21 protein-coding genes and 1 tRNA gene are annotated in these 25,998 nt (G+C 69.4%); 12 read left to right on the top strand and 10 right to left on the bottom strand.

The features are described 5' to 3' along the window. The first annotated feature begins 51 nt into the window (after window positions 1–51). Entirely contained in the window at window positions 52–2,664 is a 2,613-nt protein-coding gene (gene hrpB, locus FHS38_RS04280) for an ATP-dependent helicase HrpB (RefSeq protein ID WP_184730726.1), read from the top strand. Window positions 2,665–2,726: 62 nt separating this feature from the next. Here the strand turns inward: hrpB and FHS38_RS04275 are convergent, their stop codons facing one another. From FHS38_RS04275 to polA, 4 genes are all read right to left on the bottom strand, one after another. Next, the gene (locus FHS38_RS04275) at window positions 2,727–2,918 is read right to left on the bottom strand and encodes a hypothetical protein (protein ID WP_184730724.1); all 192 of its coding nucleotides are present in this window, start codon (window positions 2,916–2,918) and stop codon (window positions 2,727–2,729) included. Further along, on the bottom strand, window positions 2,915–3,979 hold the full coding sequence (gene pgfA, locus FHS38_RS04270) for a cell envelope lipid trafficking protein PgfA (RefSeq protein ID WP_184730722.1): 1,065 nt from the start codon (window positions 3,977–3,979) through the stop codon (window positions 2,915–2,917). Before pgfA ends, FHS38_RS04275 begins: the two co-directional genes overlap by 4 nt. 14 nt (window positions 3,980–3,993) lie before the next feature. Next, window positions 3,994–4,128 (bottom strand): SPW_0924 family protein, encoded by a 135-nt coding sequence (locus FHS38_RS04265; RefSeq protein ID WP_184730720.1) that lies wholly within the window; start codon window positions 4,126–4,128, stop codon window positions 3,994–3,996. A gap of 191 nt (window positions 4,129–4,319) precedes the next feature. After that, entirely contained in the window at window positions 4,320–6,977 is a 2,658-nt protein-coding gene (gene polA, locus FHS38_RS04260; protein WP_184731157.1) for a DNA polymerase I, read from the bottom strand. A 233-nt stretch (window positions 6,978–7,210) separates the two neighbouring features. Here polA and FHS38_RS04255 point away from each other — a divergent pair, with 233 nt between their 5' ends. From FHS38_RS04255 to FHS38_RS04225, 7 genes are all read left to right on the top strand, one after another. Further along, the gene (locus FHS38_RS04255) at window positions 7,211–9,493 is read left to right on the top strand and encodes an FdhF/YdeP family oxidoreductase (protein WP_184730718.1); all 2,283 of its coding nucleotides are present in this window, start codon (window positions 7,211–7,213) and stop codon (window positions 9,491–9,493) included. An 85-nt stretch (window positions 9,494–9,578) separates the two neighbouring features. Beyond that, window positions 9,579–10,055, top strand: coding sequence for a PaaI family thioesterase (locus FHS38_RS04250; RefSeq protein WP_184730716.1), 477 nt, complete (start codon window positions 9,579–9,581; stop codon window positions 10,053–10,055). Between the two features lie 671 nt (window positions 10,056–10,726). Next, window positions 10,727–11,941, top strand: coding sequence for a branched-chain amino acid ABC transporter substrate-binding protein (locus FHS38_RS04245; protein ID WP_184731155.1), 1,215 nt, complete (start codon window positions 10,727–10,729; stop codon window positions 11,939–11,941). 123 nt (window positions 11,942–12,064) lie between these two features. Then, on the top strand, window positions 12,065–12,994 hold the full coding sequence (locus tag FHS38_RS04240; RefSeq protein ID WP_184731151.1) for a branched-chain amino acid ABC transporter permease: 930 nt from the start codon (window positions 12,065–12,067) through the stop codon (window positions 12,992–12,994). A gap of 5 nt (window positions 12,995–12,999) precedes the next feature. Then, complete coding sequence (locus FHS38_RS04235; RefSeq protein WP_184731153.1) at window positions 13,000–14,814, top strand: branched-chain amino acid ABC transporter permease; 1,815 nt, start codon at window positions 13,000–13,002, stop codon at window positions 14,812–14,814. A 5-nt stretch (window positions 14,815–14,819) separates the two neighbouring features. Then, window positions 14,820–15,710 carry an ABC transporter ATP-binding protein gene (locus FHS38_RS04230; RefSeq protein WP_184731148.1) on the top strand — a complete coding sequence of 297 codons (891 nt, stop codon included), beginning with the start codon at window positions 14,820–14,822 and terminating at the stop codon, window positions 15,708–15,710. After that, the gene (locus tag FHS38_RS04225) at window positions 15,707–16,423 is read left to right on the top strand and encodes an ABC transporter ATP-binding protein (RefSeq protein ID WP_184730714.1); all 717 of its coding nucleotides are present in this window, start codon (window positions 15,707–15,709) and stop codon (window positions 16,421–16,423) included. Before FHS38_RS04230 ends, FHS38_RS04225 begins: the two co-directional genes overlap by 4 nt. A gap of 55 nt (window positions 16,424–16,478) precedes the next feature. Here FHS38_RS04225 and FHS38_RS04220 read toward each other — a convergent pair whose 3' ends face one another. Further along, a complete protein-coding gene (locus FHS38_RS04220; protein WP_184730713.1) occupies window positions 16,479–17,144 on the bottom strand; it encodes an ANTAR domain-containing response regulator in 666 nt (221 codons plus the stop codon). Between the two features lie 91 nt (window positions 17,145–17,235). Between FHS38_RS04220 and FHS38_RS04215 the strand changes: the two genes are divergently transcribed. Beyond that, window positions 17,236–17,318 (top strand) — tRNA-Leu (locus tag FHS38_RS04215). A gap of 85 nt (window positions 17,319–17,403) precedes the next feature. Further along, window positions 17,404–18,189: an RNA polymerase sigma factor sigma-70 region 4 domain-containing protein gene (locus FHS38_RS04210; protein ID WP_184730711.1), complete on the top strand. Its 786-nt coding sequence runs from the start codon at window positions 17,404–17,406 to the stop codon at window positions 18,187–18,189. 1 nt (window position 18,190) lies between these two features. Here the strand turns inward: FHS38_RS04210 and pyk are convergent, their stop codons facing one another. After that, a complete protein-coding gene (gene pyk, locus FHS38_RS04205; RefSeq protein ID WP_184730709.1) occupies window positions 18,191–19,615 on the bottom strand; it encodes a pyruvate kinase in 1,425 nt (474 codons plus the stop codon). A 156-nt stretch (window positions 19,616–19,771) separates the two neighbouring features. Continuing rightward, entirely contained in the window at window positions 19,772–20,473 is a 702-nt protein-coding gene (locus tag FHS38_RS04200) for an SIMPL domain-containing protein (protein ID WP_184730707.1), read from the bottom strand. Window positions 20,474–20,654: 181 nt separating this feature from the next. Here FHS38_RS04200 and FHS38_RS04195 point away from each other — a divergent pair, with 181 nt between their 5' ends. Further along, window positions 20,655–22,460: a bifunctional metallophosphatase/5'-nucleotidase gene (locus tag FHS38_RS04195; protein ID WP_184730705.1), complete on the top strand. Its 1,806-nt coding sequence runs from the start codon at window positions 20,655–20,657 to the stop codon at window positions 22,458–22,460. Window positions 22,461–22,795: 335 nt separating this feature from the next. Next, window positions 22,796–23,329: a hypothetical protein gene (locus FHS38_RS04190; protein WP_184730703.1), complete on the top strand. Its 534-nt coding sequence runs from the start codon at window positions 22,796–22,798 to the stop codon at window positions 23,327–23,329. Between the two features lie 72 nt (window positions 23,330–23,401). Here FHS38_RS04190 and FHS38_RS04185 read toward each other — a convergent pair whose 3' ends face one another. The 3 genes from FHS38_RS04185 to trpD are packed head-to-tail and all read right to left on the bottom strand — an operon-like array spanning window position 23,402 to window position 25,902. Continuing rightward, a complete protein-coding gene (locus FHS38_RS04185) occupies window positions 23,402–24,022 on the bottom strand; it encodes a LysE family translocator (protein WP_184730700.1) in 621 nt (206 codons plus the stop codon). A 25-nt stretch (window positions 24,023–24,047) separates the two neighbouring features. Further along, window positions 24,048–24,842 carry an indole-3-glycerol phosphate synthase TrpC gene (trpC, locus tag FHS38_RS04180; RefSeq protein WP_184730698.1) on the bottom strand — a complete coding sequence of 265 codons (795 nt, stop codon included), beginning with the start codon at window positions 24,840–24,842 and terminating at the stop codon, window positions 24,048–24,050. A gap of 46 nt (window positions 24,843–24,888) precedes the next feature. Continuing rightward, window positions 24,889–25,902: an anthranilate phosphoribosyltransferase gene (trpD, locus tag FHS38_RS04175; protein WP_184730696.1), complete on the bottom strand. Its 1,014-nt coding sequence runs from the start codon at window positions 25,900–25,902 to the stop codon at window positions 24,889–24,891. Window positions 25,903–25,998: the final 96 nt, after the last annotated feature.

Raw genomic sequence — 25,998 nt, 5'->3', positions numbered from 1 at the left:
CGGGCAAGCCCCGGGTCCGGCCGCGCGTGCCGCTGGGCGAGACTGGGCCGTGTGATCCGGACCGAAGCCCTCGACCGCCTCCCCGTACGGACCGTGCTGCCCGCGCTGACCCGGGCGCTGGACGAGCACGGCGTGGCCGTGCTGTGCGCACCGCCGGGGACGGGCAAGACGACGCTGGTACCGCTGGTGCTGGCCGGGCTCGCCGGGCTCACCGACCACGACGTGCCGGGCGCGGACGCGCCCGTGCGGCGGGTCCTGGTCGCCGAGCCGCGCCGGATCGCCGCGCGGGCCGCGGCGCGGCGCATGGCGTGGCTGCTCGGCGAGACCGTGCCGGGGGGCGGGGCCGGGGGCCCGGCGGGCGGGCGGGTCGGCTTCACCGTGCGCGGGGAGCGCCGGGTCGGGCCGCGGACCGTGGTCGAGGTGGTCACGACGGGCGTGCTGTTGCAGCGGCTCCAGCGCGATCCCGAGCTGGCCGGTGTCGACGTGGTCGTGCTCGACGAGTGCCACGAACGCCATCTCGACGCCGACACCTCGGCCGCGTTCCTCCTCGACGTGCGCGACACCCTCCGGCCGGATCTGCGGCTCGTCGCGGCTTCCGCCACCACCGACGCGGAGGGCTGGGCACGGCTGCTCGGCGGCGCGCCGGTCGTCGAGGCGCAGGGCGTCTCCCATCCGGTGGAGGTGGTGTGGTCCCCGCCGGAGCGGCAGGTCCGGCCGCCGCACGGGATGCGGGTGGATCCCGCCCTGCTGGAGCACGTCGCGGGCGTGGTGCGGCGGGCGCTGCGCGAGCGTGAGGGCGACGTGCTGTGTTTCCTGCCCGGCGTCGGGGAGATCGCGCGGGTCGCGGGGCGGCTGGGCGGGGCCGAGGCCCTGGGCGCCGAGGTGCTCCAGGTCCACGGCCGGGCTCCGGCCGCCGTGCAGGACGCGGTGCTGGCGGGCGGTTCGGGGGGCCGCCGGGTGGTGCTGGCGACCTCGGTCGCGGAATCGAGTCTGACCGTGCCGGGCGTGCGCGTGGTGGTCGACGCCGGGCTCGCGCGGGAGCCGCGCACGGACCACGCGCGGGGGCTGAGCGCGCTCACGACCGTACGGGCGTCCCGGGCGGCCGCCCGGCAGCGCGCGGGCCGTGCGGGGCGTGAGGCGCCGGGCGCGGTGTACCGCTGCTGGGCGGAGGCGGACGACGCCCGGCTGCCGAGGTTCCCGGCGGCAGAGATCACCGTGGCGGACCTGACGGCTTTCGCGCTCCAGGTCGCGTGCTGGGGCGACCCGGACGCGTCGGGCCTGGCGCTGCTCGACCCGCCGCCGTCCGGTGCGATGGCCGCCGCGCGCGACGTCCTGGTGGCCACGGGCGCGGTCTCGGCGGACGGCCGCCCGACCCGGCGGGGCCGGCGGATGGCCCGGGTGGGCCTGCACCCGCGGCTGGCACGGGCCCTGCTGGACGGGGCCCGCGACGTGGGCGAGCGCCGGGCGGCGGAGGTGGTCGCGCTGCTGAGCGAGGAGCCGCCGCGGGAGTACGGGGACGATCTGGCGGCCGCGTGGCGCTCGGCTCGGCGCGGCGGCGACGCCTACGCCGCCCGCTGGCGCGCGGAGGCCCGACGGCTGGAAGGCGCGGCCCGAGGCGCCCGGCCGGACGGGGCCTCCACCGCCGAGGACCCCGCTGGCACGGGCACTCCCCCCACCGACGACGCGGTGGCCGGGCTGATCGCCGCACTGGCGTTTCCGGAGCGGGTGGCGCGGGCGCGGGGGGAAGGGGCCTATCTCATGGCGTCCGGGACGGGGGCGGAGCTGGGCGAGGGGTCGCGGTTGCGCAGCGCGCGCTGGCTCGCGGTGGCCGTGGCGGACCGGCCGGTCACGGCCGCGTCGGCACGGGTGCGGCTCGGTGCGGTGATCGACGAGGGCACGGCCCGGGCGGCGGCCGCGGCGCTCCACGCGCAGGGCGAGGAGATCCTCTGGTCCGAGGAGCGGCGTGACGTGGTGGCGCGTCGGGTCGAACGGCTGGGGGCGCTGGAGCTGGCCGAGCGTCCGCTGTCGTCCCCGGACCCGGAGCGCGTCGCAGCGGCCCTGCGGGAAGGGCTCAGGCGCGAGGGGCTGGGTCTGCTGCGCTGGACGCCCGAGGCGGTCGTCCTCCGGCAGCGGCTGGCGTTCCTGCACGGCGCGGTGGGCGCACCGTGGCCGGACGTGTCGGACGCGGCCCTGCTGGAGAGCGCGGACGAATGGCTCGGCTGGGATCTGAGCCGGGCCCGCAGACGGGCCGATCTGGAGCGGCTGAACGCCGGAACGGCACTGGAACGGCTTCTTCCGTGGGCGACCGGCGACGCCGCCCGCCTGGACGAGCTGGCCCCCGAGCGGATCGAGGTGCCGAGCGGGTCACGCGTGCGGGTGGATTACGGGGGCGAGCAGCCCGTACTGGCGGTCAAGCTCCAGGAGCTCTTCGGCTGGCAGGAGACGCCGCGGCTGGCCGGCGGGCGCGTCCCCCTCCTCGTGCACCTGCTGTCGCCGGCCGGTCGCCCGGCGGCCGTCACGGCGGATCTCGCGTCCTTCTGGCAGGACGGTTACCGGTCCGTACGGGCTGAGCTGCGGGGCCGTTACCCCCGGCATCCGTGGCCGGAGGACCCGTCCACGGCCGCGCCCACGCGCCGGACCAACGCTCGTCGGTCGGGCGCGTAGGCGCGGGCCGGAGGGTGACGGCCGACGGGCGGCGCCGGCCGGGGATCCCTGGGGGAGGGCGGTCAGGGCAGGTACCTCTCGATGGCGGCGGAGCCCTGTTCCTCCATGAGGCGCTTGGCGGCCTCGACCCGCTCCGGCGTGACGTCCCGGCCGGATGCCATGACCAGGTCCTCGGGGTCGAACGGCCGCTCTCCCCCGGTGTAGAGCTGCCGGGGCCTGGATGCGGTGGACTGCTCCTCTGGACTCTCCTTCACGGTGAGCCTCCTTGGTCGGCGTGCCCCTGCCAGGGGCCCGGCGCTTCGGGTTTCCCTCCATCCTGTGCCCGTTCCCCGGCAAACGCACGACGATCTCGCCCCGGATTTCGAGTACCGCCCGGGGCGGGACGGCGTGAGCGGGCTTCGAGGGCGACGGACAGGGCCAGCAGGACGGCGGCGAGGGCCGGGAAACCCCAGGGGAGATACGTGGTGAGCAGCAGGACCAGCTGCCGCTGGGACTTCACGAGCGCCACCGTGTCGTCGGCGTAGTCCGGGCGCATCTTCACATGGCCGGCGAAGGCGGTGATCGGTTTCTTCTCCGGGTGGCCGGTCCAGCGCATCTGCGTGTGGTGGAACTCCTCGGCGTTGACGGGGGCGCCCGTGGTGGGTTCGACCCAGAACATGCGCTTGGTGGTGTACCAGTTCTCCAGGCCGAGCTGCCGGACCGTGTCGGGGCTGATGCCGAGCGGCAGCGTCCGGGGCAGCGGGACCTTGGTCCAGGGGACGGTCTGCTCGAAGTAGTAGACCTCCAGGCCGCGGAAGGTGCGGGTGCCCTTGTAGTGGATGGGCGCGGAGGTGCGGGTCTGCATGTCGAAGTACCGGTAGTCGCGCTTCTCCACGAGGAAGGGCCACTTGTAGGCGATGCCCTCGCGGCGCACGGGGGTGCCGTCGACGTGTTCGCCGCCCGCGTGCACGGGCTGCTGGGTGTGACCGTCGAAGACGTAGCGCTCGGGGATCCGGGAGACCATCTTTCCGTCGGGCCCCGCGATGTAGGTGAGGGTGTCCCAGACGACGGCGTCGCGGCCGGTCTCCTTCTTGACCTTCCTGGCCTGCTCCACGTTGCCCTTGAGGGTCTGGATCACGGTGACCTTGGGGACCTTCTTGGGTTCGAGGGTGGCGTAGTCGACGAGGGTGGCGTCCTTCGCCTCCGTGACGACCGCCTGGTAGCGGCCGGCGGGGACCTTCGCCAGCCGGGGAAAGGCGTACCAGCGCAGCAGCGGCGACAGGGCGGCGAAGAAGACGGCGAGGGCGAGGAGGACCAGGCTCGCTTTACGGCGCATGGCGGGGCCTCCCGCTAGGGGTGCGCGGGAGGGGAGCTCAGCAGGGGCTTCGGCGAGGTCTCGCCGTCGGGCGGGCCGACGGCGGTGAGGGTGAAGACGAGCGCGAGGGCGGCGGTCAGTCCGACGGCCGCGGCGGCCAGTGCGCGCATGCTCGGCCTCCCGGAAGCTGATGGTGCGTCAGGGGACGGGGGTGCGGGCACCGTAGCAACGCCGGGCGGAGATGAGAACACGTGCCGCGAGGGAACTCCCCCCGGCCGGCACCCCCGGGCGGCCGACGCACCACCGCCCCCGCACCGCACTGCGGTGAGGGGGCGGTGAACGCACGCCGACGGAAGGCGCGTCAGTGCGCGGCGGACTCCCAGTCCCCGCCGACACCGACCGACACATCCAGCGCCGCACGCAGCTCGACGGCCCCCGCCATCTCGCGGCGGACCAGCTCCTCCACCCGCTCACGCTCACCCGGCGCGATCTCCAGCACGATTTCGTCGTGCACCTGGAGCAGCATCCGCGACGTGAGCTTCTCGGCCTCCAGCGCCTCGGCCACCCGCAGCATCGCGATCTTCACGATGTCGGCGGCCGTCCCCTGGATCGGGGCGTTCAGCGCCATCCGCTCGGCCATCTCACGACGCTGACGGTTGTCGCTGTTGAGATCCGGGAGATAGCGGCGACGGCCCAGCATCGTCTCGGTGTAGCCCGTGGCACGGGCCTCCTCGACGACCCGCTGGAGATAGTCGCGCACCCCGCCGAACCGCTCGAAGAACGTGTCCATCAGCCTGCGCGCCTCGTCCGGCGCGATGTTCAGCTGCTGCGACAGACCGAACGCCGACAGCCCGTACGCCAGGCCGTACGACATGGCCTTGATCTTGCGGCGCATCTCGGGGTCGACCTCGGACTTCGCGACGCCGAAGACCTGGGAGGCGACCGTGGTGTGCAGGTCCTCACCGGACGCGAACGCCTCGATCAGACCCGCGTCCTCGGACAGATGGGCCATGACCCGCAGCTCGATCTGGCTGTAGTCGGCCGTCATCAGCGACTGGAAGCCCTCGCCCACGACGAAGCCCCGGCGGATGGCCCGGCCCTCGTCCGTGCGCACCGGGATGTTCTGCAGATTGGGGTCGGTGGAGGACAGCCGGCCCGTCGCCGCCACCGTCTGGTTGAACGTGGTGTGAATGCGCCCGTCGACGGCGATGGCCTTGATCAGGCCCTCCACCGTGGACCGCAGCTTCGACTGCTCCCGGTGCCGCAGCATGATCACCGGGAGTTCGTTCTCCGTCTGCGCCGCGAGCCAGGCCAGCGCGTCCGCGTCCGTCGTGTACCCGGTCTTGGTCTTCTTCGTCTTCGGCAGACCCAGCTCGCCGAACAGCACCTCCTGGAGCTGCTTGGGCGAGCCGAGGTTGAACTCGCGGCCCGCCGCCGCGTGCGCCTCCTGCACGGCCTGCTGCACGGCGGCCGCGAACTGCTGCTCCATCCGCTCCAGCCAGCCCCGGTCCGCGGCGATACCCGCCCGCTCCAACCGGGCCAGCATCGCGCTCGTCGGCAGCTCCACATCCGTGAGCAGCTCCGCCGCGCCCACGTCCTTCAGCCGGCCCGTGAAGGCCTCACCGAGATCGAGGACCGTACGGGCCCGGCCCATGAGGGCGTCGGCCTCCGCCTGCTCGTCGGCACCGAAGGCCAGCTGGCCGTCGCCCGCGGCGGCCGTGGCCAGCTCGCGGCCCAGATACTCCACCGACAGCGCGTCCAGGGCGAACGAACGACGCCCGGGCTTGACCAGATAGGCGGCCAGCGCGGTGTCCATCGAGACGCCCGCGACCGACCAGCCGTGCTCCGCGAAGACCCGCATGGCGGCCTTCGCGTCATGCATCACCTTGGGCCGGGCGGCGTCCGCGCTCCACGCGGCGAACGCCCGCTCGTCGGCCTCGTCCACCTGCGACGGGTCGAACCAGGCCGCGGGACCGTCACCCGTCGCCAGGGCGATCTCGGCGACCCGGCCACTGCCCTGCGACCAGCTGTCGACCATGGCCAGACCCAGCGGGGCACCACCGTGCTCGGCCAGCCACGGCGCCAGCTCACCCGCGCCCAGCACCACGCCGTCCACCTCGGCCCCGGCGGCCGGAGCGGCCTCCTCGGCCTGCTCCGCACCCGGGTCCGCCGCCAGCAGCCGGTCCCGCAGACCCTGGTTACGGATCTCCAGCCGCTCCAGGAACGTCGTCATCGCCAGCCGGTCGTACGGCTCACGGGACAGGTCCTCCGGACGGGTCGACAGCTCCACGTCCCGCACCATCTCGGTGAGCCGGCGGTTGAGCTTGACGGCCTCCAGATGATCACGGAGGTTCTGCCCGGCCTTGCCCTTGACCTCGTCGACCCGCTCCACCAGCTCGGCGAACGACCCGAACTGGGTGATCCACTTGGTGGCGGTCTTCTCCCCCACACCCGGGATGCCCGGCAGATTGTCCGACGGGTCACCGCGCAGCGCGGCGAAGTCCGGATACTGCTGCGGGGACAGGCCGTACTTCTCCTCGACCTTCTCCGGGGTGAAACGCGTCAGCTCCGAGACGCCCTTCGTCGGATACAGCACCGTGACCCGATCGCTGACCAGCTGGAAGGAGTCACGGTCACCGGTGACGATCAAGACGTCGAAACCCTCGGCCTCGGCCTCGGTGGCCAGCGTGGCGATGACGTCGTCGGCCTCGAAGCCGTCCACCGCGAACCGCCGCACGGACATCGTGTCCAGCAGCTCGCCGATCAGATCGACCTGCCCCTTGAACTCGTCCGGCGTCTTCGAACGCGTCGCCTTGTACTCCGGGAACTCCTCCGACCGCCACGTCTTGCGCGACACGTCGAACGCCACCGCGAAATGCGTCGGCCGCTCGTCACGCAACGTATTGGCCAGCATCGACGCGAAGCCGTACACCGCGTTCGTCGGCTGACCGCCGGACGTCGTGAAATTCTCCGCCGGCAGCGCGAAGAACGCGCGATACGCCATGGAGTGCCCGTCCATCAGGAGCAGACGCGGACGGCCTCCCTCCACTGCCTCGGTGCCGGTCGTCTCGTTCGTCTTCGATGCCTTTGCTGCCACGCCCCCGATCCTGCCACGGCCCACTGACAATCCCGGCCACACGCCGACCCCCGGCACCCGGCCCACCGCCTCGGCGACCCGGCCGTCACCGGGCCGTGACAGGATCGACCCCGTACGACTCCACGTACACACCGACCCGCTCAAGGGGGAGCGAGATGGCAGGCAAGCCGCCCACGGGCGATCCCGTCCAGGACGCACCCGACGTCGCCGCCCCGCAGCACGCCGCCGCCGGGCTGCCCGCGATCGCCCACACCCTGCGCATCGCGCAGAAACAGATGGGCGTGCGACGCACCGCGCTCACCCTCCTCAAGGTCAACCAGAAGGACGGCTTCGACTGCCCCGGCTGCGCCTGGCCCGAGCCGGACAAGCGCCACGCCGCCGAATTCTGCGAGAACGGCGCGAAGGCCGTCGCCGAGGAAGCGACCCTGCGCCGCGTCACCCCCGACTTCTTCGCCGCCCACCCCGTGGCCGACCTCGCCACCCGCAGCGGCTACTGGCTCGGCCAGCAGGGCCGGCTCACCCACCCCATGTACCTCGCCGAGGGCGCCGAGACCTACGAGCCGGTGACCTGGGAGCGCGCCTTCGACCTCATCGCCGAAGAACTCCACGCCCTCACCTCCCCCGACGAGGCCCTCTTCTACACCTCAGGGCGCACCAGCAACGAAGCAGCCTTCCTCTACCAGCTCTTCGCCCGCGAGTTCGGCACCAACAACCTGCCGGACTGCTCCAACATGTGCCACGAGTCCTCCGGCTCCGCCCTCACCGACACCATCGGCGTCGGCAAGGGCAGCGTCCTCCTCGAAGACCTCTACCAGGCCGACCTGATCATCGTCGCCGGACAGAACCCCGGCACCAACCACCCCCGCATGCTCAGCGCCCTGGAGAAGGCCAAAGCCGGCGGCACGAAGATCATCACGGTCAACCCGCTGCCCGAAGCCGGCATGGAGCGCTTCAAGAACCCGCAGAACGCCCGCGGCCTCGCCGGCGGCGGCACCCCCCTCACCGACCTCTTCCTCCAGATCCGCCTCGGCGGCGACCAGGCCCTCTTCCGCACCCTCGGCCGCCTCGTCCTCGAAACCGAAGGCGCCGTCGACACCGACTTCGTCCGCGAACACACCCACGGCTTCGAGGAGTACGAGCGCACCGCCCGCGCCGCCGACTGGGACGAGACCCTGCGCGCCACCGGACTGCGCCGCGAGGAGATCGAAGAAGCGCTCCGCATGGTCCTCGCCTCCCGGCGCACCGTCGTGTGCTGGGCCATGGGCCTCACCCAGCACAAGCACGCCGTCCCCACCATCAAGGAAGTCGTCAACCTCCTCCTCCTGCGCGGCGACATCGGCCGCCCCGGCGCCGGCGTCTGCCCCGTACGCGGCCACAGCAACGTCCAGGGCGACCGCACCATGGGCATCTTCGAACGCCCCTCCGCCGCCTTCCTCGACGCCCTCGAGAAGGAATTCGGCTTCGCCCCGCCCCGCGAACACGGCCTCGACGTCGTCCGCGCCATCCGCGCCCTGCGCGACGGCGACGCGAAGGTCTTCTTCGCCATGGGCGGCAACTTCGTCGCCGCCTCCCCCGACACCGACGTCACCGAGGCCGCCATGCGCCGCGCCCGGCTGACCGTCCACGTGTCGACCAAGCTCAACCGGTCCCACGTCATCACCGGCGCCCGCGCCCTGATCCTCCCCACCCTCGGCCGCACCGAGCGCGACCGGCAGAGCGGCGGCGACCAATTCGTCACCGTCGAGGACTCCATGGGCATGGTCCACGCCTCCCGCGGACGCCTGGAACCCGCGAGCCCCCAGCTGCTCTCCGAGCCCGCCATCGTGTGCCGCCTCGCCCGGCGCGTCCTGGGCACGGCGAGCACCACCCCGTGGGAGGAGTTCGAGAAGGACTACGGGACGATCCGCGACCGCGTCAGCCGCGTCGTCCCCGGCTTCGAGGACTTCAACGCCCGCGTCGCCCGCCCCGGCGGCTTCACCCTGCCCCACGCCCCCCGCGACGAACGCCGCTTCCCCACCGCGACCGGCAAGGCCAACTTCACCGCCGCCCCCGTCGAATACCCCAAGGCCCCCGAGGGACGACTGCTGTTGCAGACCCTCCGCTCCCACGACCAGTACAACACCACCATCTACGGCCTCGACGACCGCTACCGCGGCATCAAGAACGGCCGCCGCGTCGTCCTCGTGCACCCCGACGACGCCCACGCCCTGGGCCTCGCCGACGGCACCTACGCCGACCTGGTCAGCGAGTGGACCGACGGCACCGAGCGGCGGGCACCCGGCTTCCGGGTCGTCCACTACCCCACCGCCCCCGGCTGCGCCGCCGCCTACTACCCGGAGACGAACGTCCTGGTCCCGCTGGACCACACCGCCGACACCAGCAACACCCCCGCCAGCAAGTCCCTGGTCGTCAGGCTCGAACAGGCGGACCCGGCCTGAGCACGGACCGGACGACCTGGTAGGACGGTTCATCTGAACACGTGGTGCACACCGTGACCACCAAGGACGATCGGAGCCGCGACGCATGGGCGAGCAGAGCACGACCACGTTCCCGCAGGAGATCCTGGAAGAGTGGGCCGGCAGCGGCCTCGACCTGGCCGCCCTGTTCTCCGCCGGGCACCTCGGCGAGCGCATGAGCGTCACCGTCGTCGAGGCCGCCCCCGAGCGCATCGTCGGCACCATGCCCGTCGAGGGCAACACCCAGCCGTACGGGCTGCTGCACGGCGGTGCCTCCGCCGTGCTCGCCGAGACCCTCGGCTCGGTCGGCGCCATGCTGCACGGCGGCCCGGGCCGGTTCGCCGTCGGCGTGGACCTCAACTGCACCCACCACCGCGGGGCGCGCTCCGGCATGGTGACGGGCGTGGCCACCCCCGTCCACCGCGGCCGCTCCACCGCCACCTACGAGATCGTCATCACCGACGACCAGGACAAGCGGGTGTGCACCGCCCGCCTCACCTGCCTCATCCGCGACCAGGACAGCGTGGCTGACGCGAAGGCCTAGTCGAAGGCCGATGCCAGCGGTGAGACCCGAGCCCGACGCCTGATCGCGGATATGCGGCTTCGGGCCGTCTTGGCCTACGGCGGCGAACGCCCTGCGGGCGTGTCCTCAATCTCCCCCAGCTACCGCCGGGAGGTGCCCCCAGCGGGCTGGGACTGGCTGAGCCCAGCCCCATCCAAGCCCGTCCGGCGATTGAGGACACCACCGCGCAGCGGGGGTGCGCACGACACGGCCGGCCCCGCGATCCGTAACGGTGCGTGACATCCCCGCACCGCGTGGTCCGTAGATCCACTCCGCCCGGTCCGCCCGCCGACGATCTTTCGCGCGCGCAGCCGCCCGCCCCTCCCGCATCGGCCGCCGAAGCATCGCCGACTCCTTAGCGGAACTGCACCTTCACGATATCCGGACAACGGTTATCACCCGATACACCCCAATCATCCGGTCAATTCCGCTACACGGACACCCTTGAGTGACCTTCGTCATAACAAGACAGTCACATCATGGCCAGCACCTCTGCCCCAGATCGCCGCCCACCCCTAGAGTCACGGCCAGTTACCACCCCGCCGGGCGGTTTCGCACATCAGGCACGCCTCCACCACGCCGCCCGGCACGCGAACGGCACCTCAGCAGAGGGGGCCTCGCCAGGGAAAGGAAGCACCGTGCGACACCGTTCCTTGCTCATCCTCACCACCGCGATCACCACCGGGGCCCTCACCCTCAGCGCCTGCGGATCACGCGACGACAAAGGGGGCGACGCCGGCGGAAGCAAGAACACCACCGTGGTGATCGGCGTGGACGCCCCACTGACCGGCGACCTCTCCCCACTCGGCCAAGGCATAAAGAACTCCACCGAACTCGCCATCAAGAACGCCAACAAGGCCAAGGAAGTCCCCGGCGTCACCTTCGAGATGAAGGCCCTCGACGACCAGGGCCAACCCACCTCCGGTCAGCAGAACGCCACCAAACTCACCGGCGACAAGAACGTCGTGGCCACCGTCGGACCGCTCAACTCCAGCGTCGCCCAGTCCATGCAACAGGTCGCCCAGGCCAACAACATGGCCCTCATATCCCCGGCCAACACCACCCCCGACCTCACCCAGGGCAAGGACTGGAAGCAGAACAACCGCAAGCGCCAATTCACCACCTACTTCCGCACCTCGACCACCGACGAGGTCCAAGGCGCCTTCGGCGGCCAGTACGCCTACGAAAAGATCAAAGCCAAGACGGTCTACGTCATCGACGACCAGAAGACCTACGGCGTCGGCCTCGCCGCCGCCTTCGCCGCCAAATTCACCTCCCTCGGCGGAAAAGTCGTCGGCACCGAACACGTCAACCCCGAGGACCGCGACTTCAAGGCCATCGTCTCCAAGGCCAAGAGCACCAACCCCGACCTCGTCTTCTACGGCGGCGAATACCCCGCCGCCGCCCCGCTGAGCCAGCAACTCAAGGACGGCGGCGTCAAGGCACCCACCCTCGGCGGCGACGCCCTCTACAGCCCCCACTACATCAACCTCAACAAGAAGGCCGACCGCGACTACGCCACCTCCGTCGGCAAGCCCGTCGAACAACTCGACTCCGCCAAGAAGTTCATCGCCGACTACAAGGCCGCCGGCTACAAGGACGCCTACGAGGCCTACGGCGGCACCGCCTACGACGCCGCCTGGGCCATCATCCAAGCCGTCAAGGCCACCGTCACCGACAACGACGGCAAGCTGCCCACCGACGCCCGCGCCAAGGTCGTGGAAGCCCTCAACAAGGTCAAGTTCGACGGCGTCTCCGGCCCCGTCTCCTTCGACAAGTACGGCGACACCACCAACACCATGATCACCGCCTACCAGGTCGACGGAACCACCTGGAAATCCCGCCACAGCGCGGAGTACAAGGGCTGATCCCGCCCCACCCGGCACCACCCATCGACAGCCCGGGCCGTGCGGGACGACGACACCACCCGCACCCCGCACGGCCCGAGTCGACCGGCCCAGTACCCCTTCTCCCACCACGGAGGCCCGGCGGTGCACGAACTGCCGCAACAGCTGGCCAACGGACTCATCCTCGGCGCGATGTACGGACTCATCGCGATCGGCTACACGATGGTCTACGGCATCGTCCAGCTCATCAACTTCGCCCACGGCGAGATCTTCATGGTCGGCGGCTTCGGCGCACTGACCGCCTACCTCGTCCTCCCCGACGGCACCGGCCTGCTGCTGGCGCTCCCCCTCATGATCATCGGCGGTATCGTCGCCTCCACCGCCATCGCCGTCGCCGCCGAACGCTTCGCCTACCGACCCCTGCGCGGCGCCCCCCGGCTGGCCCCCCTCATCACCGCGATCGGCCTGTCCATCGCCCTCCAGCAAGCCATCTGGAAGTGGTACCCCGACGCCAAGAAGGCCCGCGTCTTCCCCCAGTTCCAAGGCGACGCCATCGACATCCTCGGCGCCACCGTCCAACGCGGCGAGATCTTCCTCCTCGTCGCCGCCCCCCTGTGCATGACCGCCCTCGGCCTGTTCGTCGCCAAGACCCGCACCGGCCGCGGCATGCAGGCCACCGCACAGGACCCCGACACCGCCAAACTCATGGGCATCAACACCGACCGCATCATCGTGATCGCCTTCGCCATCGGCGCGACCTTCGCCGCGATCGCCGCCGTCGCCCACGGCCTCAAATACGGCCAGATCGACTTCCGCATGGGCTTCATCACCGGCCTCAAAGCCTTCACCGCGGCCGTCCTCGGCGGCATCGGCAACATCTACGGCGCCATGCTCGGCGGAGTCGTCCTCGGCGTCGCCGAAGCCCTCGCCACCGGCTACATCGAGGAGATCCCCGGCATGACCCAGTTCGGCGGCGGCTCCTGGAAGGACGTCTGGGCCTTCGTCCTCCTCATCCTCGTCCTGCTGCTACGGCCCCAAGGCCTGCTCGGCGAACGCGTCGCGGATCGGGCGTGATACCCATGACCGCCAAGAACACCACCCCCGACTCCCCTTCACGGGACGCCACTTCACTCATACCCCTCCCCACCAACATCGCCCGCATCACCACCATCACCGGCGCCGCACTCACCATCCTCTCCACCTTCCTCGCCTGGACCTGGACCACCGCCTTCCCCGGCAACCTCACCGTCACCGGCTACCCCGGCGGACTCCAGACCATCACCCTCACCGGCGGCATCCTCACCCTCCTCCACGCCCTCACCACCTACCGCCCCCGCGGCCTCCGCTGGCTCACCCCCGCCGGAACCACCGCCCCCACCCTCCTCCTCGCCCTCGGCACCCTCGCCACCACCTGGTACACCCTCGGCGCCATCAGCAACCAACTCGGCGGCCTCGCCAACCTCGAACCCGGCGGACACATCGCCGCGCTCGCCACCCTCCTCACCCTCGCCGGCGCCCTCGCCCTCCCCGCAGACCGCCCCTACGACGACCACGGCGGCACCACACCCCCCACCCTCTGGAACCGCTTCCGCCACACCCTCACCACAAACCGACCACCCCGCCCCAAGGAACTCCCCACCTGGGCCGAAATCCTCATCATCGCCGCCGCCTTCGCCACCGGCCTCTACGCCTTCACCTACGGCATCGACACCGAATACGGCGAACTCTTCGTCGGCTACCTCATCCTCGCCTGCTTCACCATCGCCGCCCTCGGCCGCGCCGGACTCACCACCCGCCTCAGCCACCTCACCGCCAAACACCGCAACATCGCACTCGCCGCCGCCTTCACCGCCGCCGCCTGCTTCCCCCTCACCCAGACCAACGACACCTACACCAACCTCGCCGCCAGCATCCTGATCTTCGCCACCGTCGCCCTCGGCCTCAACGTCGTCGTCGGCCTCGCCGGCCTCCTCGACCTCGGATACGTCGCCTTCCTCGGCGTCGGCGCCTACGCGGCCGCCCTCGTCTCCGGCTCCCCCGAATCCGCCCTCGGCGTCCACTTCCCCTTCTGGGCAGCCGTCCTCACCGGCATCGGCGCCTCCCTCGTCTTCGGCGTCCTCATCGGCGCCCCCACCCTCCGCCTGCGCGGCGACTACCTCGCCATCGTCACCCTCGGCTTCGGCGAGATCTTCCGCATCACCATGCTCAACCTCAACGGCACCACCGGCCCCGACGTCACCAACGGCTCCATGGGCATCCCCAACATCCCCGACCTCGAAATCCTCGGCTTCAAATTCGGCAAAACCCACGACATCCTCGGCGTCCCCATCGGCCGCTTCGGCAACTACTACCTGCTGATGCTGCTCGCCACCGCCGTCGTCGTCCTCGTCTTCCGCCGCGCCGCCGAATCCCGCATCGGCCGCGCCTGGGTCGCCATCCGCGAAGACGAAACCGCCGCCACCGCCATGGGCATCAACGCCTTCCGGCTCAAACTCCTCGCCTTCGCCCTCGGCGCCGCACTCGCCGGACTCGCCGGCACCGTCCAGGCCCACGTCATCACCACGACCACCCCCGACAGCTACCAATTCGCCGGGACCGTACCCCCCAACTCCGCCTTCCTCCTCGCCGCCGTCATCCTCGGCGGCATGGGCACCATCAGCGGCCCCGTCATCGGCGCCGCACTCCTCTACCTCATCCCGAACAAAATGGAATTCATGCAGGACTACCAACTCCTGCTCTTCGGCCTCGCACTCGTCCTCCTCATGCGCTTCCGCCCCGAAGGCATGGTCGCCGACCGCCGGAAACAGCTCGAATTCCACGAGACCGACCAACTCGCCGTACCCGAACCACGCCTCCCCGAAGGGGCAGTCGGCGTCACCAAGGCGGAGGCGTGACCGGCATGACGACCAGCCCGACGACAACCCCGGCCCCCGACGGCACCCACCCCGTCCTCCACGCCACCGGCGTCACCATGCGCTTCGGCGGACTCACCGCCGTACGATCCGTCGACCTCGCCGTCCACCCCCGCGAAATCGTCGGACTCATCGGCCCCAACGGCGCCGGCAAAACCACCTTCTTCAACTGCCTCACCGGCCTCTACACCCCGACCGAAGGCACCGTCACCTACCGCGACACCGTCCTCCCCCCCAAACCCCACCTCGTCACCCAAGCCGGCATCGCCCGCACCTTCCAGAACATCCGCCTCTTCGCCAACATGACCGTCCTCGAAAACGTCCTCGTCGGCCGCCACACCCGCACCAAAGAAGGCCTCTTCTCCGCCCTCCTCCGCGGCCCCGGCTTCAAAAAAGCCGAACGCGAATCCACCCGACGCGCCATGGAACTCCTCGACTTCACCGGCCTCGCCGACAAAGCCGACCACCTCTCCCGCAACCTCCCCTACGGCGAACAACGCAAGCTCGAAATCGCCCGCGCCCTCGCCAGCGACCCCGGCCTCCTCCTCCTCGACGAACCCACCGCCGGCATGAACCCCCAGGAAACCCGCGCCACCGAAGCCCTCGTCCGCGCCATCCGCGACCAAGGCATCGCCGTCCTCGTCATCGAGCACGACATGCGCTTCATCTTCAACCTCTGCGACCGCGTTGCCGTCCTCGTCCAAGGCGAAAAACTCACCGAAGGCACCTCCGACGCCGTCCAGGCCGACGAACGCGTCATCGCCGCCTACCTCGGCACCCCCTTCGAAGGCGCACCCGGCCAAGAGGAACTCGCCGAAGTCGAAGCCGCCGAAGCCCAAGCCGACGCCCGCGCCGACCTCACGGAGGACACCCCGTGACCCCCCTCCTCGAAGTCGACGACCTCCGCGTCGCCTACGGCAAGATCGAAGCCGTCAAAGGCATCTCCTTCACCGTCGAAGCCGGCCAGGTCGTCACCCTCATCGGCACCAACGGCGCCGGAAAAACCACCACCCTGCGCACCCTCTCCGGACTCCTCAAACCCCTCGCCGGCACCATCCGCTTCGACGGCACCCCCCTCACCGGAGTCCCCGCCCACCAGATCGTCGCCCGCGGCCTCGCCCACTCCCCCGAAGGCCGCCACATCTTCCCCCGGCTCACCATCGCCGAGAACCTCCAGCTCGGAGCGTTCCTCCGCAAGGACACCGCCGCCATCACCCACGACATCCAGCGCACCTACGAGCTCTTCCCCATCCTCGGCGAACGGGCCAAACAAGCCGCCGGAACCCTCTCCGGCGGCGAACAACAAATGCTCGCCATGGGCCGCGCCCTGATGTCCCGCCCCAAGCTGCTCATGCTCGACGAGCCCTCCATGGGCCTCTCCCCGATCATGATGCAGAAGATCATGCAGACCATCACCGAACTCAAGGCCTCCGGCACGACCATCCTGCTCGTCGAACAGAACGCCCAGGCCGCGCTCTCCCTCGCCGACCAGGGCCACGTCATGGAGATCGGCAGGATCGTCCTCTCGGGCACGGGGGCCGACCTGCTGCACGACGAGTCCGTACGCAAGGCCTATCTGGGCGAGGACTGATACGAAGGGCCCCGTCCGATGCCGGACGGGGCCCTTCGCGAGCGCTGCGGGACTGCTACTCCTGGGAGTCCTTGGGCGCGGCCTGCTTGTTCTGCTTCTCCTGGGCGTCCTCGATGACCGCCTCGGCGACCTGCTGCATCGACAGCCGACGGTCCATCGACGTCTTCTGGATCCAGCGGAACGCGGCGGGCTCGGTCAGCCCGTACTGCGTCTGCAGCACGCTCTTCGCCCGGTCCACGAGCTTGCGCGTCTCCAGCCGCTGGGAGAGGTCCGCGACCTCCTGCTCCAGGGCCTTCAGCTCGGTGAACCGCGAGACCGCCATCTCGATGGCGGGCACGACGTCGCTCTTGCTGAAGGGCTTCACGAGGTAGGCCATGGCACCGGCGTCCCGGGCGCGCTCGACGAGCTCGCGCTGCGAGAAGGCGGTGAGCATCAGGACGGGCGCGATGGAATCGGCGGCGATCCGCTCGGCGGCGGAGATCCCGTCGAGGACGGGCATCTTCACATCGAGGATGACCAGGTCGGGCTTGTGCTCCCGCGCCAGCGCCACGGCGGTCTCGCCGTCACCCGCCTCACCGACGACGGAGTACCCCTCTTCTTCGAGCATCTCTTTGAGATCGAGACGGATGAGGGCCTCGTCCTCGGCGATGACGACACGGGTCGTGTGGGGAGGGGTGTGCGGCTGCTCGTCGTCGACGGGCGTGGGCTCGGCGGCGGTCACGGGTCTCCTCGCTCAGGACAGGTGGTGCCCCATGAGCCTACCCGCGCGACTTCGCCGAGCCCCACAGGGTAAGCTATCCGCGCTACACCTCGCCGGGTTGGTGGAACGGTATACACGGAGGTCTCAAACACCTCTGCCTGAAAGGGCTTGCGGGTTCGAATCCCGCACCCGGCACCCTGATCCAAAGTGGACCTTCACCTTCTCGTGAAGATGCATCCATTTCACCCTGTGCATCCAGTTCGTGGCGCAGGGTGATGGCATGAAGATGCACGGCTCCGAGGTGCGCCAGAAAGCCCTCACTCTCCTCCGCAACGGCTCCAAGAACGCGGACGTCGCCCGCGCCCTGGACGTCCCCCTCGGCACGGTCGGCTACTGGTTACACATGGACCGGGCGAAGCGCGGGGAATGCCCAGGAGCTCACGTCACCGAGTGCCCGCGTTGCGATGGCGAGCTCGACAAGTCCGCGTACTCCTACCTCCTGGGCCTGTACCTGGGTGACGGACACATCATCCAGTACTCCGAGCACAGAGTGCCGAGTCTGATGATCACGTGCGCCAACGACTGGCCAGGCCTCATGGACGAGTGCGAGAAGGCCATGCGCGCGGTCCTCCCGAACAACTCCGTCTGCCGCGTCCGCAGAACGGGCTGCCACAACGTGAAGATCTACTCCAAGCACCTGTGGTGCCTGTTCCCCCAACACGGCCCCGGCAAGAAGCACGAGCGGCTGATCGCCCTCGAACCCTGGCAGGAAGCCATCGTGGACGAGTACCCCTGGGAGTTCATACGCGGGCTCATCCACTCCGACGGCTGCCGGATCACCAACTGGACCACCCGCCTCGTCGGCGGCGTGCGCAAGCGCTACGAGTACCCGCGGTACTTCTTCACCAACAAGTCCGAGGACATCCTCTGCCTCTATGCCGACACCCTCGACATCGTCGGCGTCGAATGGACGATGACGCGGCGCGGCAAGGACCCGTTCAACATCTCCGTCGCCCGTAAGGACTCCGTCGCCCTCATGGACGCCCACATCGGGCCCAAGTACTGAGCTACTCCTCTTCCCCGATGTGGTGCACCCGCACCAGGTTCGTCGTTCCCGCCACCCCGGGCGGCGATCCCGCCGTGATGATGACCATGTCGCCCTTCCGGCAGCGTCCGATCCGCAGCAGGTACTCGTCGACTTGGTCGACCATCTCGTCCGTCGTCTGGACCATCGGGCCGAGGAAGGTCTCCACGCCCCACGTCAGGTTCAGTTGCGACCGTGTCGCCGGCTCCGGGGTGAAGGCCAGCAGCGGGATCGGTGAGCGGTAGCGGGACAGCCGACGGACCGTGTCACCGGATTGAGTGAAGGCCACCAGGAACTTCGCGCCGAGGAAGTCGCCCATCTCGGCCGCCGCACGGGCCACCGAGCCGCCCTGGGTGCGGGGCTTGCTGCGTTCGGTCAGGGGCGGCAGGCCCTTGGCGAGGACGTCCTCCTCGGCCGCCCGCACGATGCGGCCCATGGTCTTCACGGTCTCGACCGGGTATTTGCCGATGCTGGTCTCACCCGAAAGCATGACCGCGTCCGTGCCGTCGATGACGGCGTTGGCGACGTCGGAGGCCTCCGCACGTGTGGGGCGGGACGCGTCGATCATGGAGTCGAGCATCTGCGTCGCGACGATGACCGGCTTGGCGTTGCGCTTGGCCAGCTTGATGGCGCGCTTCTGGACGATGGGCACGGTTTCGAGGGGCATCTCCACGCCCAGGTCGCCGCGGGCGACCATGATGCCGTCGAAGGCGGCGACGATGGCGTCGAGGTTGGCGACGGCCTGCGGCTTTTCGATCTTCGCGATGACGGGGAGGCGGCAGCCTTCCTCGTCCATGACGCGGTGGACGTCCTCGATGTCGTGGGCGCTGCGTACGAAGGAGAGGGCGATGATGTCGGCGCCCGTCCTGATGGCCCAGCGGAGGTCGTGGACGTCCTTGTCGGAGAGGGCGGGGACGGAGACGGCGACGCCGGGGAGGTTGAGGCCCTTGTGGTCGGAGACCATGCCGCCTTCGATGACGATGGTCCTGACGCGGGGGCCGTCGACTTCGGTGACTTCGAGGGTGACGCGGCCGTCGTCGACGAGGATGCGTTCGCCCTTGGTGACGTCGGCGGCGAGGCCGGGGTAGGTGGTGCTGCAGATGTGGCGGTCGCCTTCGGCGTCGTCGACGGTGATGGTGAAGTCATCGCCGCGTTCAAGGAGTACAGGGCCTTCGCGGAAGGTGCCGAGGCGGATCTTCGGGCCTTGAAGGTCGGCGAGGACGCCGACGTTGCGGCCGGTTTCCTCTGCGGCTTTGCGTACCCGCTCGTAGCGCGTCTCGTGGTCGGCGTAGGTGCCGTGGCTGAGGTTGAGGCGGGCGACGTCCATGCCGGCTTCGACGAGTGCCTTGATCTGCTCGTACGAGTCGGTGGCGGGGCCCAGTGTGCAGACGATTTTTGCTCGGCGCATGGCACGAGCTTATGACTTACCGGCGGGTAGACAATTGGACGTCCGCAACTGCCCAACGTCGTTTTAGCGAAAGGTTGTTGACAATTAGTGAAACGTGCGCGGGGGTGCTCCGATGAGCGTCGGGGGCGGTTCCGGCTGTCCCCCGCGCGGGGGGTGTCAGAGGGCGGGGCGGGTCATCGTAAACCGGGCGTTGACTTGGGCGTAGACGAATTGGCGCTGGGGTTCGAGGTCGAGGGCGGGGGCGGGTGCTTCGCCTCCGTAGCCGACTGATCGCATCATTCCGCCGGGGGCGGGCGGGAGTCCGGCGGGGCCCGCGTTCTCGGCGCCGATGTCGGCGAGTTCCACGACGGCGACGAGTTCGGCGCCGAGTGCTCCGGCGTATTCGCGGGCGCGTTGCACGGCTTCCCGAACTGCCTGTTGGCGGGCTTCGCGGTGGGCGGGTGAGTCGGGGCGCAGGGCCCACCAGGGGCCGTCGACGCGGGTGAGGTCGAGGTCGGCGAGGCGGGTGGTGAGTTCGCCGAGGGCGGTGAAGTCGTTGAGGGTGGCGGTGAGGTGGACGGTGCCGTGGTAGGCGCGGATGCGTTCGTGGCGGCCTTTGTCGGTGAGTTGGGGGGTGATGGTGAAGGAGCCGGTTTCGAGTTGTTCGATTGCTTGGCCGTAGGACTTGATGAGTTCGAGAGTTTGGTTGTTGCGGTGGGTGAGGTCGGCGAGGGCGGTGCGGCGGTCGGTGCCGCGGGCGGTGACGGTGATGCCGAGGCGGGCGATTTCGGGGTCGACTTCGAGGCGGGCTTCGCCGCGGACGGCGAGTCGGGGGGCTTCGGGGGTGCCGTACGGGAGGGGTGCCGGTGGTGTCGTCATGGGGTCAGCGTCTCAGGTGGGTGGTGTGGGTGACCGGTGTGGCGGGCGTGGTGTGCCGGGTTACTGGGGAGTCACCGGATCGCAACCTTGGGGGTCTGTCGTGGATGTGGCGGGCTGGGTCAGAATCTACGCGCGTTGTGCTGTTTGCCGAGGTTTCGGCCGTCACTGATGGGGAGAAGAGATGCCGCTCAACCGTAGGAAGTTCCTGGGGCGTACCGCCGCGACGGGTGCGGGGGTCGCGCTGGCGGGGGCGGCGGCTGCCGGGCCGGCCGAGGCGCAGGATCTGGGGCACCGGGATCGGCGGAAGAAGCGGTATGCGTTCACCGTCATGGGCACTACGGATCTGCATGGCAATGTCTTCAACTGGGACTATTTCACCGATGCCGAGTTCGATGACAAGGCGCACAACGATGTGGGTCTGGCGAAGATCTCGACGTTGGTGGAGCAGGTCCGTAAGGAGAAGGGCCGGCGGAACACGCTGTTGATCGACGCGGGTGACACGATTCAGGGTACGCAGTTGTCGTACTACTACGCGAAGGTCGATCCGATCACGCGGGTCGGTGGTCCGGTGCATCCGATGGCGCAGGCGATGAACGCGATCGGGTACGACGCGGCGGCGCTGGGCAATCATGAGTTCAATTACGGGATTCCGGTGCTGCGGAAGTTCGAGAAGCAGTGTGATTTCCCGTTGTTGGGTGCGAACGCGCTGGATGCGAAGACGTTGCGTCCGGCGTTCGCGCCGTATGTGATGAAGCGGGTGTGTACGCCGCACGGTCGTGATGTGAAGGTGGCGGTGCTGGGGCTGACGAACCCGGGGATCGCGATCTGGGACAAGGCGAATGTGCAGGGGAAGATGACGTTCCCGGGGCTGGAGGAGCAGGCGGCGAAGTGGGTGCCGAGGCTTCGGTCGATGGGTGCGGATGTGGTGATCGTGTCGGCTCACTCGGGGAGCAGCGGTACGTCGTCGTACGGGGATCAGTTGCCGCACATCGAGAACGCGGCGGCTTTGGTGGCGGAGCAGGTGCCGGGTATCGACGCGATTCTGGTCGGGCATGCGCACACGGAGATCCCGGAGTACCGGGTGACGAACAAGAAGTCGGGCAAGTCGGTGGTGTTGTCGGAGCCGCTGAAGTGGGGGCAGCGGCTGACGTTGTTCGACTTCGAGCTGGTGTGGGGCAAGGGGTGCTGGCAGGTCGAGTCGGTGTCGGCGAAGGTGTTGAACTCCAATACGGTGGCCGAGGACAGGAAGATCACGGGTCTGCTGCGCGATGAGCACGAGAAGGTCGTGGCGTATGTGAATCAGGTGATCGGTACGTCGTCGGCTGCGATGGGGGCGGCGGAGGCGCCGGTGAAGGACACGGCGATCATCGATTTCATCAACCATGTGCAGGCGGAGACGGTGCGGTCCGCGTTGGCGGGGACGGCGTATGCGTCGTTGCCGGTGTTGTCGCAGGCTTCGTGTTTCTCGCGGACGGCTGCGGTGCCGGCGGGGAAGGTGACGATCCGTGAGGTGGCGGGGCTGTATCCGTTCGAGAACACGCTGGAGGCGCGGGTGCTGACGGGTGCGCAGCTGCGGGCGTATCTGGAGTTCTCGGCTCGTTATTACGTGCGGACGGCTGCGGGTGTTCCGGTGGATCCGGCGAAGTTGACGAATGCGGAGAGCATCCCGGATTACAACTATGACGCGGTGAGTGGTCTGTCGTACGAGATCGACATCGCGAAGGCGCCGGGTTCGCGGATCGTGAATCTGTCGTTCGGGGGGAAGCCGTTGGATGATGCGGCGCAGTTCGTGCTGGCGGTGAACAATTATCGGGCGAGTGGTGGCGGTAATTTCCCGCATGTGGCGGGTGCGAAGCAGGTGTGGGCGAATTCGGAGGAGATTCGTAACACGATCATCGGGTGGGTGAAGGCGCAGGGGGCGATCGATGTGGCGCGGTTCGCTTCGGTGGACTGGAAGCTGACGCGGGATGGTGTGCCGGTGTTCTGAGGTGCTGGTGCGGGGCCGGGGCCGTTGGTCTCGGCCCCGGGCCGGGCTCCGGCGCGGCGGCGGGAGCAGGGCCCTGATCACGCGCGGGCGAACTGGTGTGCGCGGGGCGGGGTGGGCGGGCGGCGCCCTCGCGCGTATGTCGGGTGCCGCGAGCGCGTGGCGCCGCCGCTGTTGCCCTCTGCCGAGCCGCACGCCCTTGCACGGACCGGCGGTGGAACGCTTCCGGTGGGTGCGCCAACGAACACTCGCCCGTGTCGATTTACGGACAGTACGGTTCTGAGGCGCACCGTTCGCCTTCTCGAAGCCACGCGCTGAAACGGCAGGAGAACAGAACCATGCCAGTGCATCCGCTCGTCCGGCGGTCCGTGACCCTCGCAGCTGCCGCAGCATTGGTGGCCTTGGCTCCCGGCGTGGGCCATGCCGCCGCCTCCCCGGAACCCATCAAGAACGAGGGGTCGGGGTGGTACCTCGACAGTGGCAGTGAAACAACCTCTGCCAAGGCCCCCACGTACACCGTGAAGTACGCGGGAGAACCCGCGTCGGCGCCCGGCAACCTGAAGTGGTCCTACGACCCTGCCACCAAGCTCGTCAAGAACGAGGCGAACGGCTGGTATCTCGGCAGCGGCGGCGAGTCCTCGTCCGCCAAGGCCCCCACGTACACCACAAAGTACTCCGGGGAACCGGCAGCCGCTCCCCCACAGCTGAAGTGGTCCTACGACGCCGCCACCAAGCTCGTCAAGAACGAAGGGAACGGCTGGTACTTGGGCACGGGAGGCGACGACTACGGCAAGGCGCCCGCGTACACCACGAAGTACACGGGAAGTCCTGCGTCGGCGCCGGCTCAGCTGAAGTGGGCGATATCGTCCTAGATTTCGGGCGCGGCCCCCGACGCACGTGAGGACCCACTGACGCAGAGCCTGTCAGTGGGTCCTCGGTGCGGTTCAGATATTGGTGAAGGCGAGTTTGGCGCCGAGGGCGACGAAGGCTCCGGCGAAGGTGCGGCGCATCCAGGTGAGGACCTTGGGGCGGGAGATGACGTGGTCGCGGACGGCGGCGGCGAGCAGGCCGTAGCCGACGAAGATCACGAAGGTCATCAGCATGAAGACAAGGCTGAGTTCAAGCATGCGCATGACGGGGCTGGATTCGTCGGTGCTGACGAACTGGGGCAGGAACGCCAGGAAGAAGATGGTCAGCTTCGGGTTGAGGATGTTGATCAGTACGCCGGTGACGGTGACTTTGGTGGCGGAGGGGGCGGCGTCCGTGCCGTTGTTCTCTTCGACCTTGAGGGTGCCGCTTTCGCGGAGGGTGCTCCAGGCGACGTAGAGGAGGTAGGCGACGCCGAGGTATTTGAAGATCTGGAAGGCGAGGGCGCTGGCCTGGAGGAGTGCTGCCAGTCCCATGATGGTGGCGGCCATGTGGGGGACGATGCCCAGGGTGCATCCGAATGCTGCCACGATGCTCGGGCGGAATCCTCTGGAGAGGCCGGTGGCCAGGGTGTAGAGGACTCCGGTGCCGGGTGAGGCGGTGACGATGAATGAGGTGACTAAGAATTCGATGCTCATGGGCAGCGCTCCTATTGTGCTGATATCAACCTTGGGCGAGTAGCGCCCGGGTCGCCGTTTCGACGTCCTCGTTGCGCATGAGGCTCTCGCCGACGAGGAAGGTCGAGATGCCGACCTTAGCGAGGCGTGCGAGGTCGGCGGGGCCGGCGACCCCGCTTTCGCCGATGATCACCCGTCCGTCCGGTACGCGGGGTGCGAGGGTCTCGCTGGTGGTGAGGGTCGTTTCGAACGTCTTGAGGTTGCGGTTGTTGATGCCGATGATGCGGGAGCGCAGGTTGAGTGCCCGGTCGAGTTCGGTTCCGTCGTGGACTTCGAGGATGACGTCCATGCCGAGGTCGTGGGCGGTGTCCTCGAGGTCCTTGGCGGTGGCGTCGTCGACGGCGGCGAGGATGATCAGTACGCAGTCGGCGCCCCATGCGCGGGCTTCGACGATCTGGTAGGGGTCGAACATGAAGTCCTTGCGCAGGGCCGGGAGTGCGGTGGCCGCGCGGGCGGCGGCGAGGTGTTCGGGTGCCCCTTGGAACGAGGGCGTGTCGGTCAGTACGGAGAGGCAGGCGGCTCCGCCGGCTTCGTAGGCGGTGGCGAGGGCGGGCGGGTCGAAGTCGGCGCGGATGAGGCCCTTCGAGGGGCTCGCTTTCTTGATCTCGGCGACGAGTGCGTAGTCGCCTTGGGCGATGCGGCGTTCGATCGCGGCGAGGAATCCGCGGGGGGCGGGGGCGGCCTGGGCTTCCTTTTCGAGTGCGGAGAGGGGCCGGGCGCGCTTGGCGGCGGCGATCTCTTCGCGCTTGTAGCTTTCGATCTTGGTCAGGATGTCTGCCATGTCGGGGGTCCTCTCGTCGGTTCGGGCCGTGTTCCGCGTGGGGTGCTCAGGCGTTCGAGACGGCTATCAGTCGGTCGAGGCGCCGGTGGGCTTCTCCGGTGTCGATCGACTTCGTGGCGAGTTCGATGCCGTGGGGCAGTTCCTCGGCCCGGCCCGCGACGACGAGTGCGGCGGCCGCGTTGAAGGTGGCGATGTCGCGGTAGGGGCCCTTTTCTCCTTGGAGGACTCCGCGGAGGGCTTCGGCGTTGCCTTGCGCGTCGCTGCCTTTGAGCATGTCGGGGGTGACGCGTGCGAGGCCCATGTCCTCCGGGGTGACCTCGAAGGTGCGGATCGTCCCGTGGTCGAGGGAGGCGATGGTGGTGGGGCCCGTGGTGGTGATTTCGTCGAGTCCGTCGGAGCCGTGGACGACGTACGCGCGTACGGAGCCGAGTTTGCCCAGTACTTGGGCGAGGGGCTCGACCCAGTGTTCGGCGTAGACGCCGACCATCTGTCGCCGTACGCCGGCCGGGTTGAGGAGGGGACCGAGCAGATTGAAGATGGTGCGGGTGCCGAGTTCGATCCGGGTGGGGCTCATGTGCTTGAGCGCCGGATGGTGGTCGGGGGCGAACATGAAGCCGATTCCGGCTTCGGTGAGGCAGCGTTCTATGGCCTCGGGGGTGAGGTGGATGCGGATGCCGAGGGCGGCGAGGACGTCGGCGGCGCCGCAGCGGGAGGACAGTGCCCGGTTGCCCTGTTTGGCGACGGGGACGCCGGCTCCGGCGACGATGAAGGCCGCGCAGGTGGAGATGTTGTAGGAGCCGGAGGAGTCGCCGCCGGTGCCGAGGAGGTCGATGGCGCCGGGGGGTGCGTCGACGGTGAGCATCTGGGAGCGCATGGTGGTGACGGCGCCGGTGATCTCCTCGACGGTCTCGCCGCGCATGCGCAGCGCCATCAGCAGGGCGCCCATCTGCGAGGGGGTGGCTTCGCCCGTCATCATGCGGTCGAAGGCCTGGGCGGATTCCTCGAGTGTCAGCGTGGCGCCGGTCGCGACCTTGCCGATCAGGGCCTTGAATTCTTCCATGGGCTTCTCCTTGGGGCGGGCCCCGGTCCGACGGCACGATGCGCGCTGTGCCCCGGCGTCATCGATCGTCGGGGCCATGGTGGCGTCCGTGTGCGG

Source organism: Streptomyces netropsis (assembly GCF_014203545.1).
Classification (GTDB): domain Bacteria; phylum Actinomycetota; class Actinomycetes; order Streptomycetales; family Streptomycetaceae; genus Streptomyces; species Streptomyces netropsis.
This window is presented reverse-complemented; position numbering and strand designations above follow the sequence as displayed.

What these genes read in the sequence shown, in the direction of transcription:
- pgfA (WP_184730722.1), bottom strand. Translation starts at nt 3,979, where the DNA reads ATGCGCCGTAAAGCGAGCCTGGTCCTCCTCGCCCTCGCCGTCTTCTTC.
- FHS38_RS04265 (WP_184730720.1), bottom strand. Translation starts at nt 4,128, where the DNA reads ATGCGCGCACTGGCCGCCGCGGCCGTCGGACTGACCGCCGCCCTCGCG.
- polA (WP_184731157.1), bottom strand. Translation starts at nt 6,977, where the DNA reads ATGGACGGGCACTCCATGGCGTATCGCGCGTTCTTCGCGCTGCCGGCG.
- FHS38_RS04255 (WP_184730718.1), top strand. Translation starts at nt 7,211, where the DNA reads ATGGCAGGCAAGCCGCCCACGGGCGATCCCGTCCAGGACGCACCCGAC.
- FHS38_RS04250 (WP_184730716.1), top strand. Translation starts at nt 9,579, where the DNA reads ATGGGCGAGCAGAGCACGACCACGTTCCCGCAGGAGATCCTGGAAGAG.
- FHS38_RS04235 (WP_184731153.1), top strand. Translation starts at nt 13,000, where the DNA reads ATGACCGCCAAGAACACCACCCCCGACTCCCCTTCACGGGACGCCACT.
- FHS38_RS04230 (WP_184731148.1), top strand. Translation starts at nt 14,820, where the DNA reads ATGACGACCAGCCCGACGACAACCCCGGCCCCCGACGGCACCCACCCC.
- FHS38_RS04210 (WP_184730711.1), top strand. Translation starts at nt 17,404, where the DNA reads ATGAAGATGCACGGCTCCGAGGTGCGCCAGAAAGCCCTCACTCTCCTC.
- pyk (WP_184730709.1), bottom strand. Translation starts at nt 19,615, where the DNA reads ATGCGCCGAGCAAAAATCGTCTGCACACTGGGCCCCGCCACCGACTCG.
- FHS38_RS04200 (WP_184730707.1), bottom strand. Translation starts at nt 20,473, where the DNA reads ATGACGACACCACCGGCACCCCTCCCGTACGGCACCCCCGAAGCCCCC.
- FHS38_RS04195 (WP_184730705.1), top strand. Translation starts at nt 20,655, where the DNA reads ATGCCGCTCAACCGTAGGAAGTTCCTGGGGCGTACCGCCGCGACGGGT.
- FHS38_RS04190 (WP_184730703.1), top strand. Translation starts at nt 22,796, where the DNA reads ATGCCAGTGCATCCGCTCGTCCGGCGGTCCGTGACCCTCGCAGCTGCC.
- FHS38_RS04185 (WP_184730700.1), bottom strand. Translation starts at nt 24,022, where the DNA reads ATGAGCATCGAATTCTTAGTCACCTCATTCATCGTCACCGCCTCACCC.
- trpC (WP_184730698.1), bottom strand. Translation starts at nt 24,842, where the DNA reads ATGGCAGACATCCTGACCAAGATCGAAAGCTACAAGCGCGAAGAGATC.
- trpD (WP_184730696.1), bottom strand. Translation starts at nt 25,902, where the DNA reads ATGGAAGAATTCAAGGCCCTGATCGGCAAGGTCGCGACCGGCGCCACG.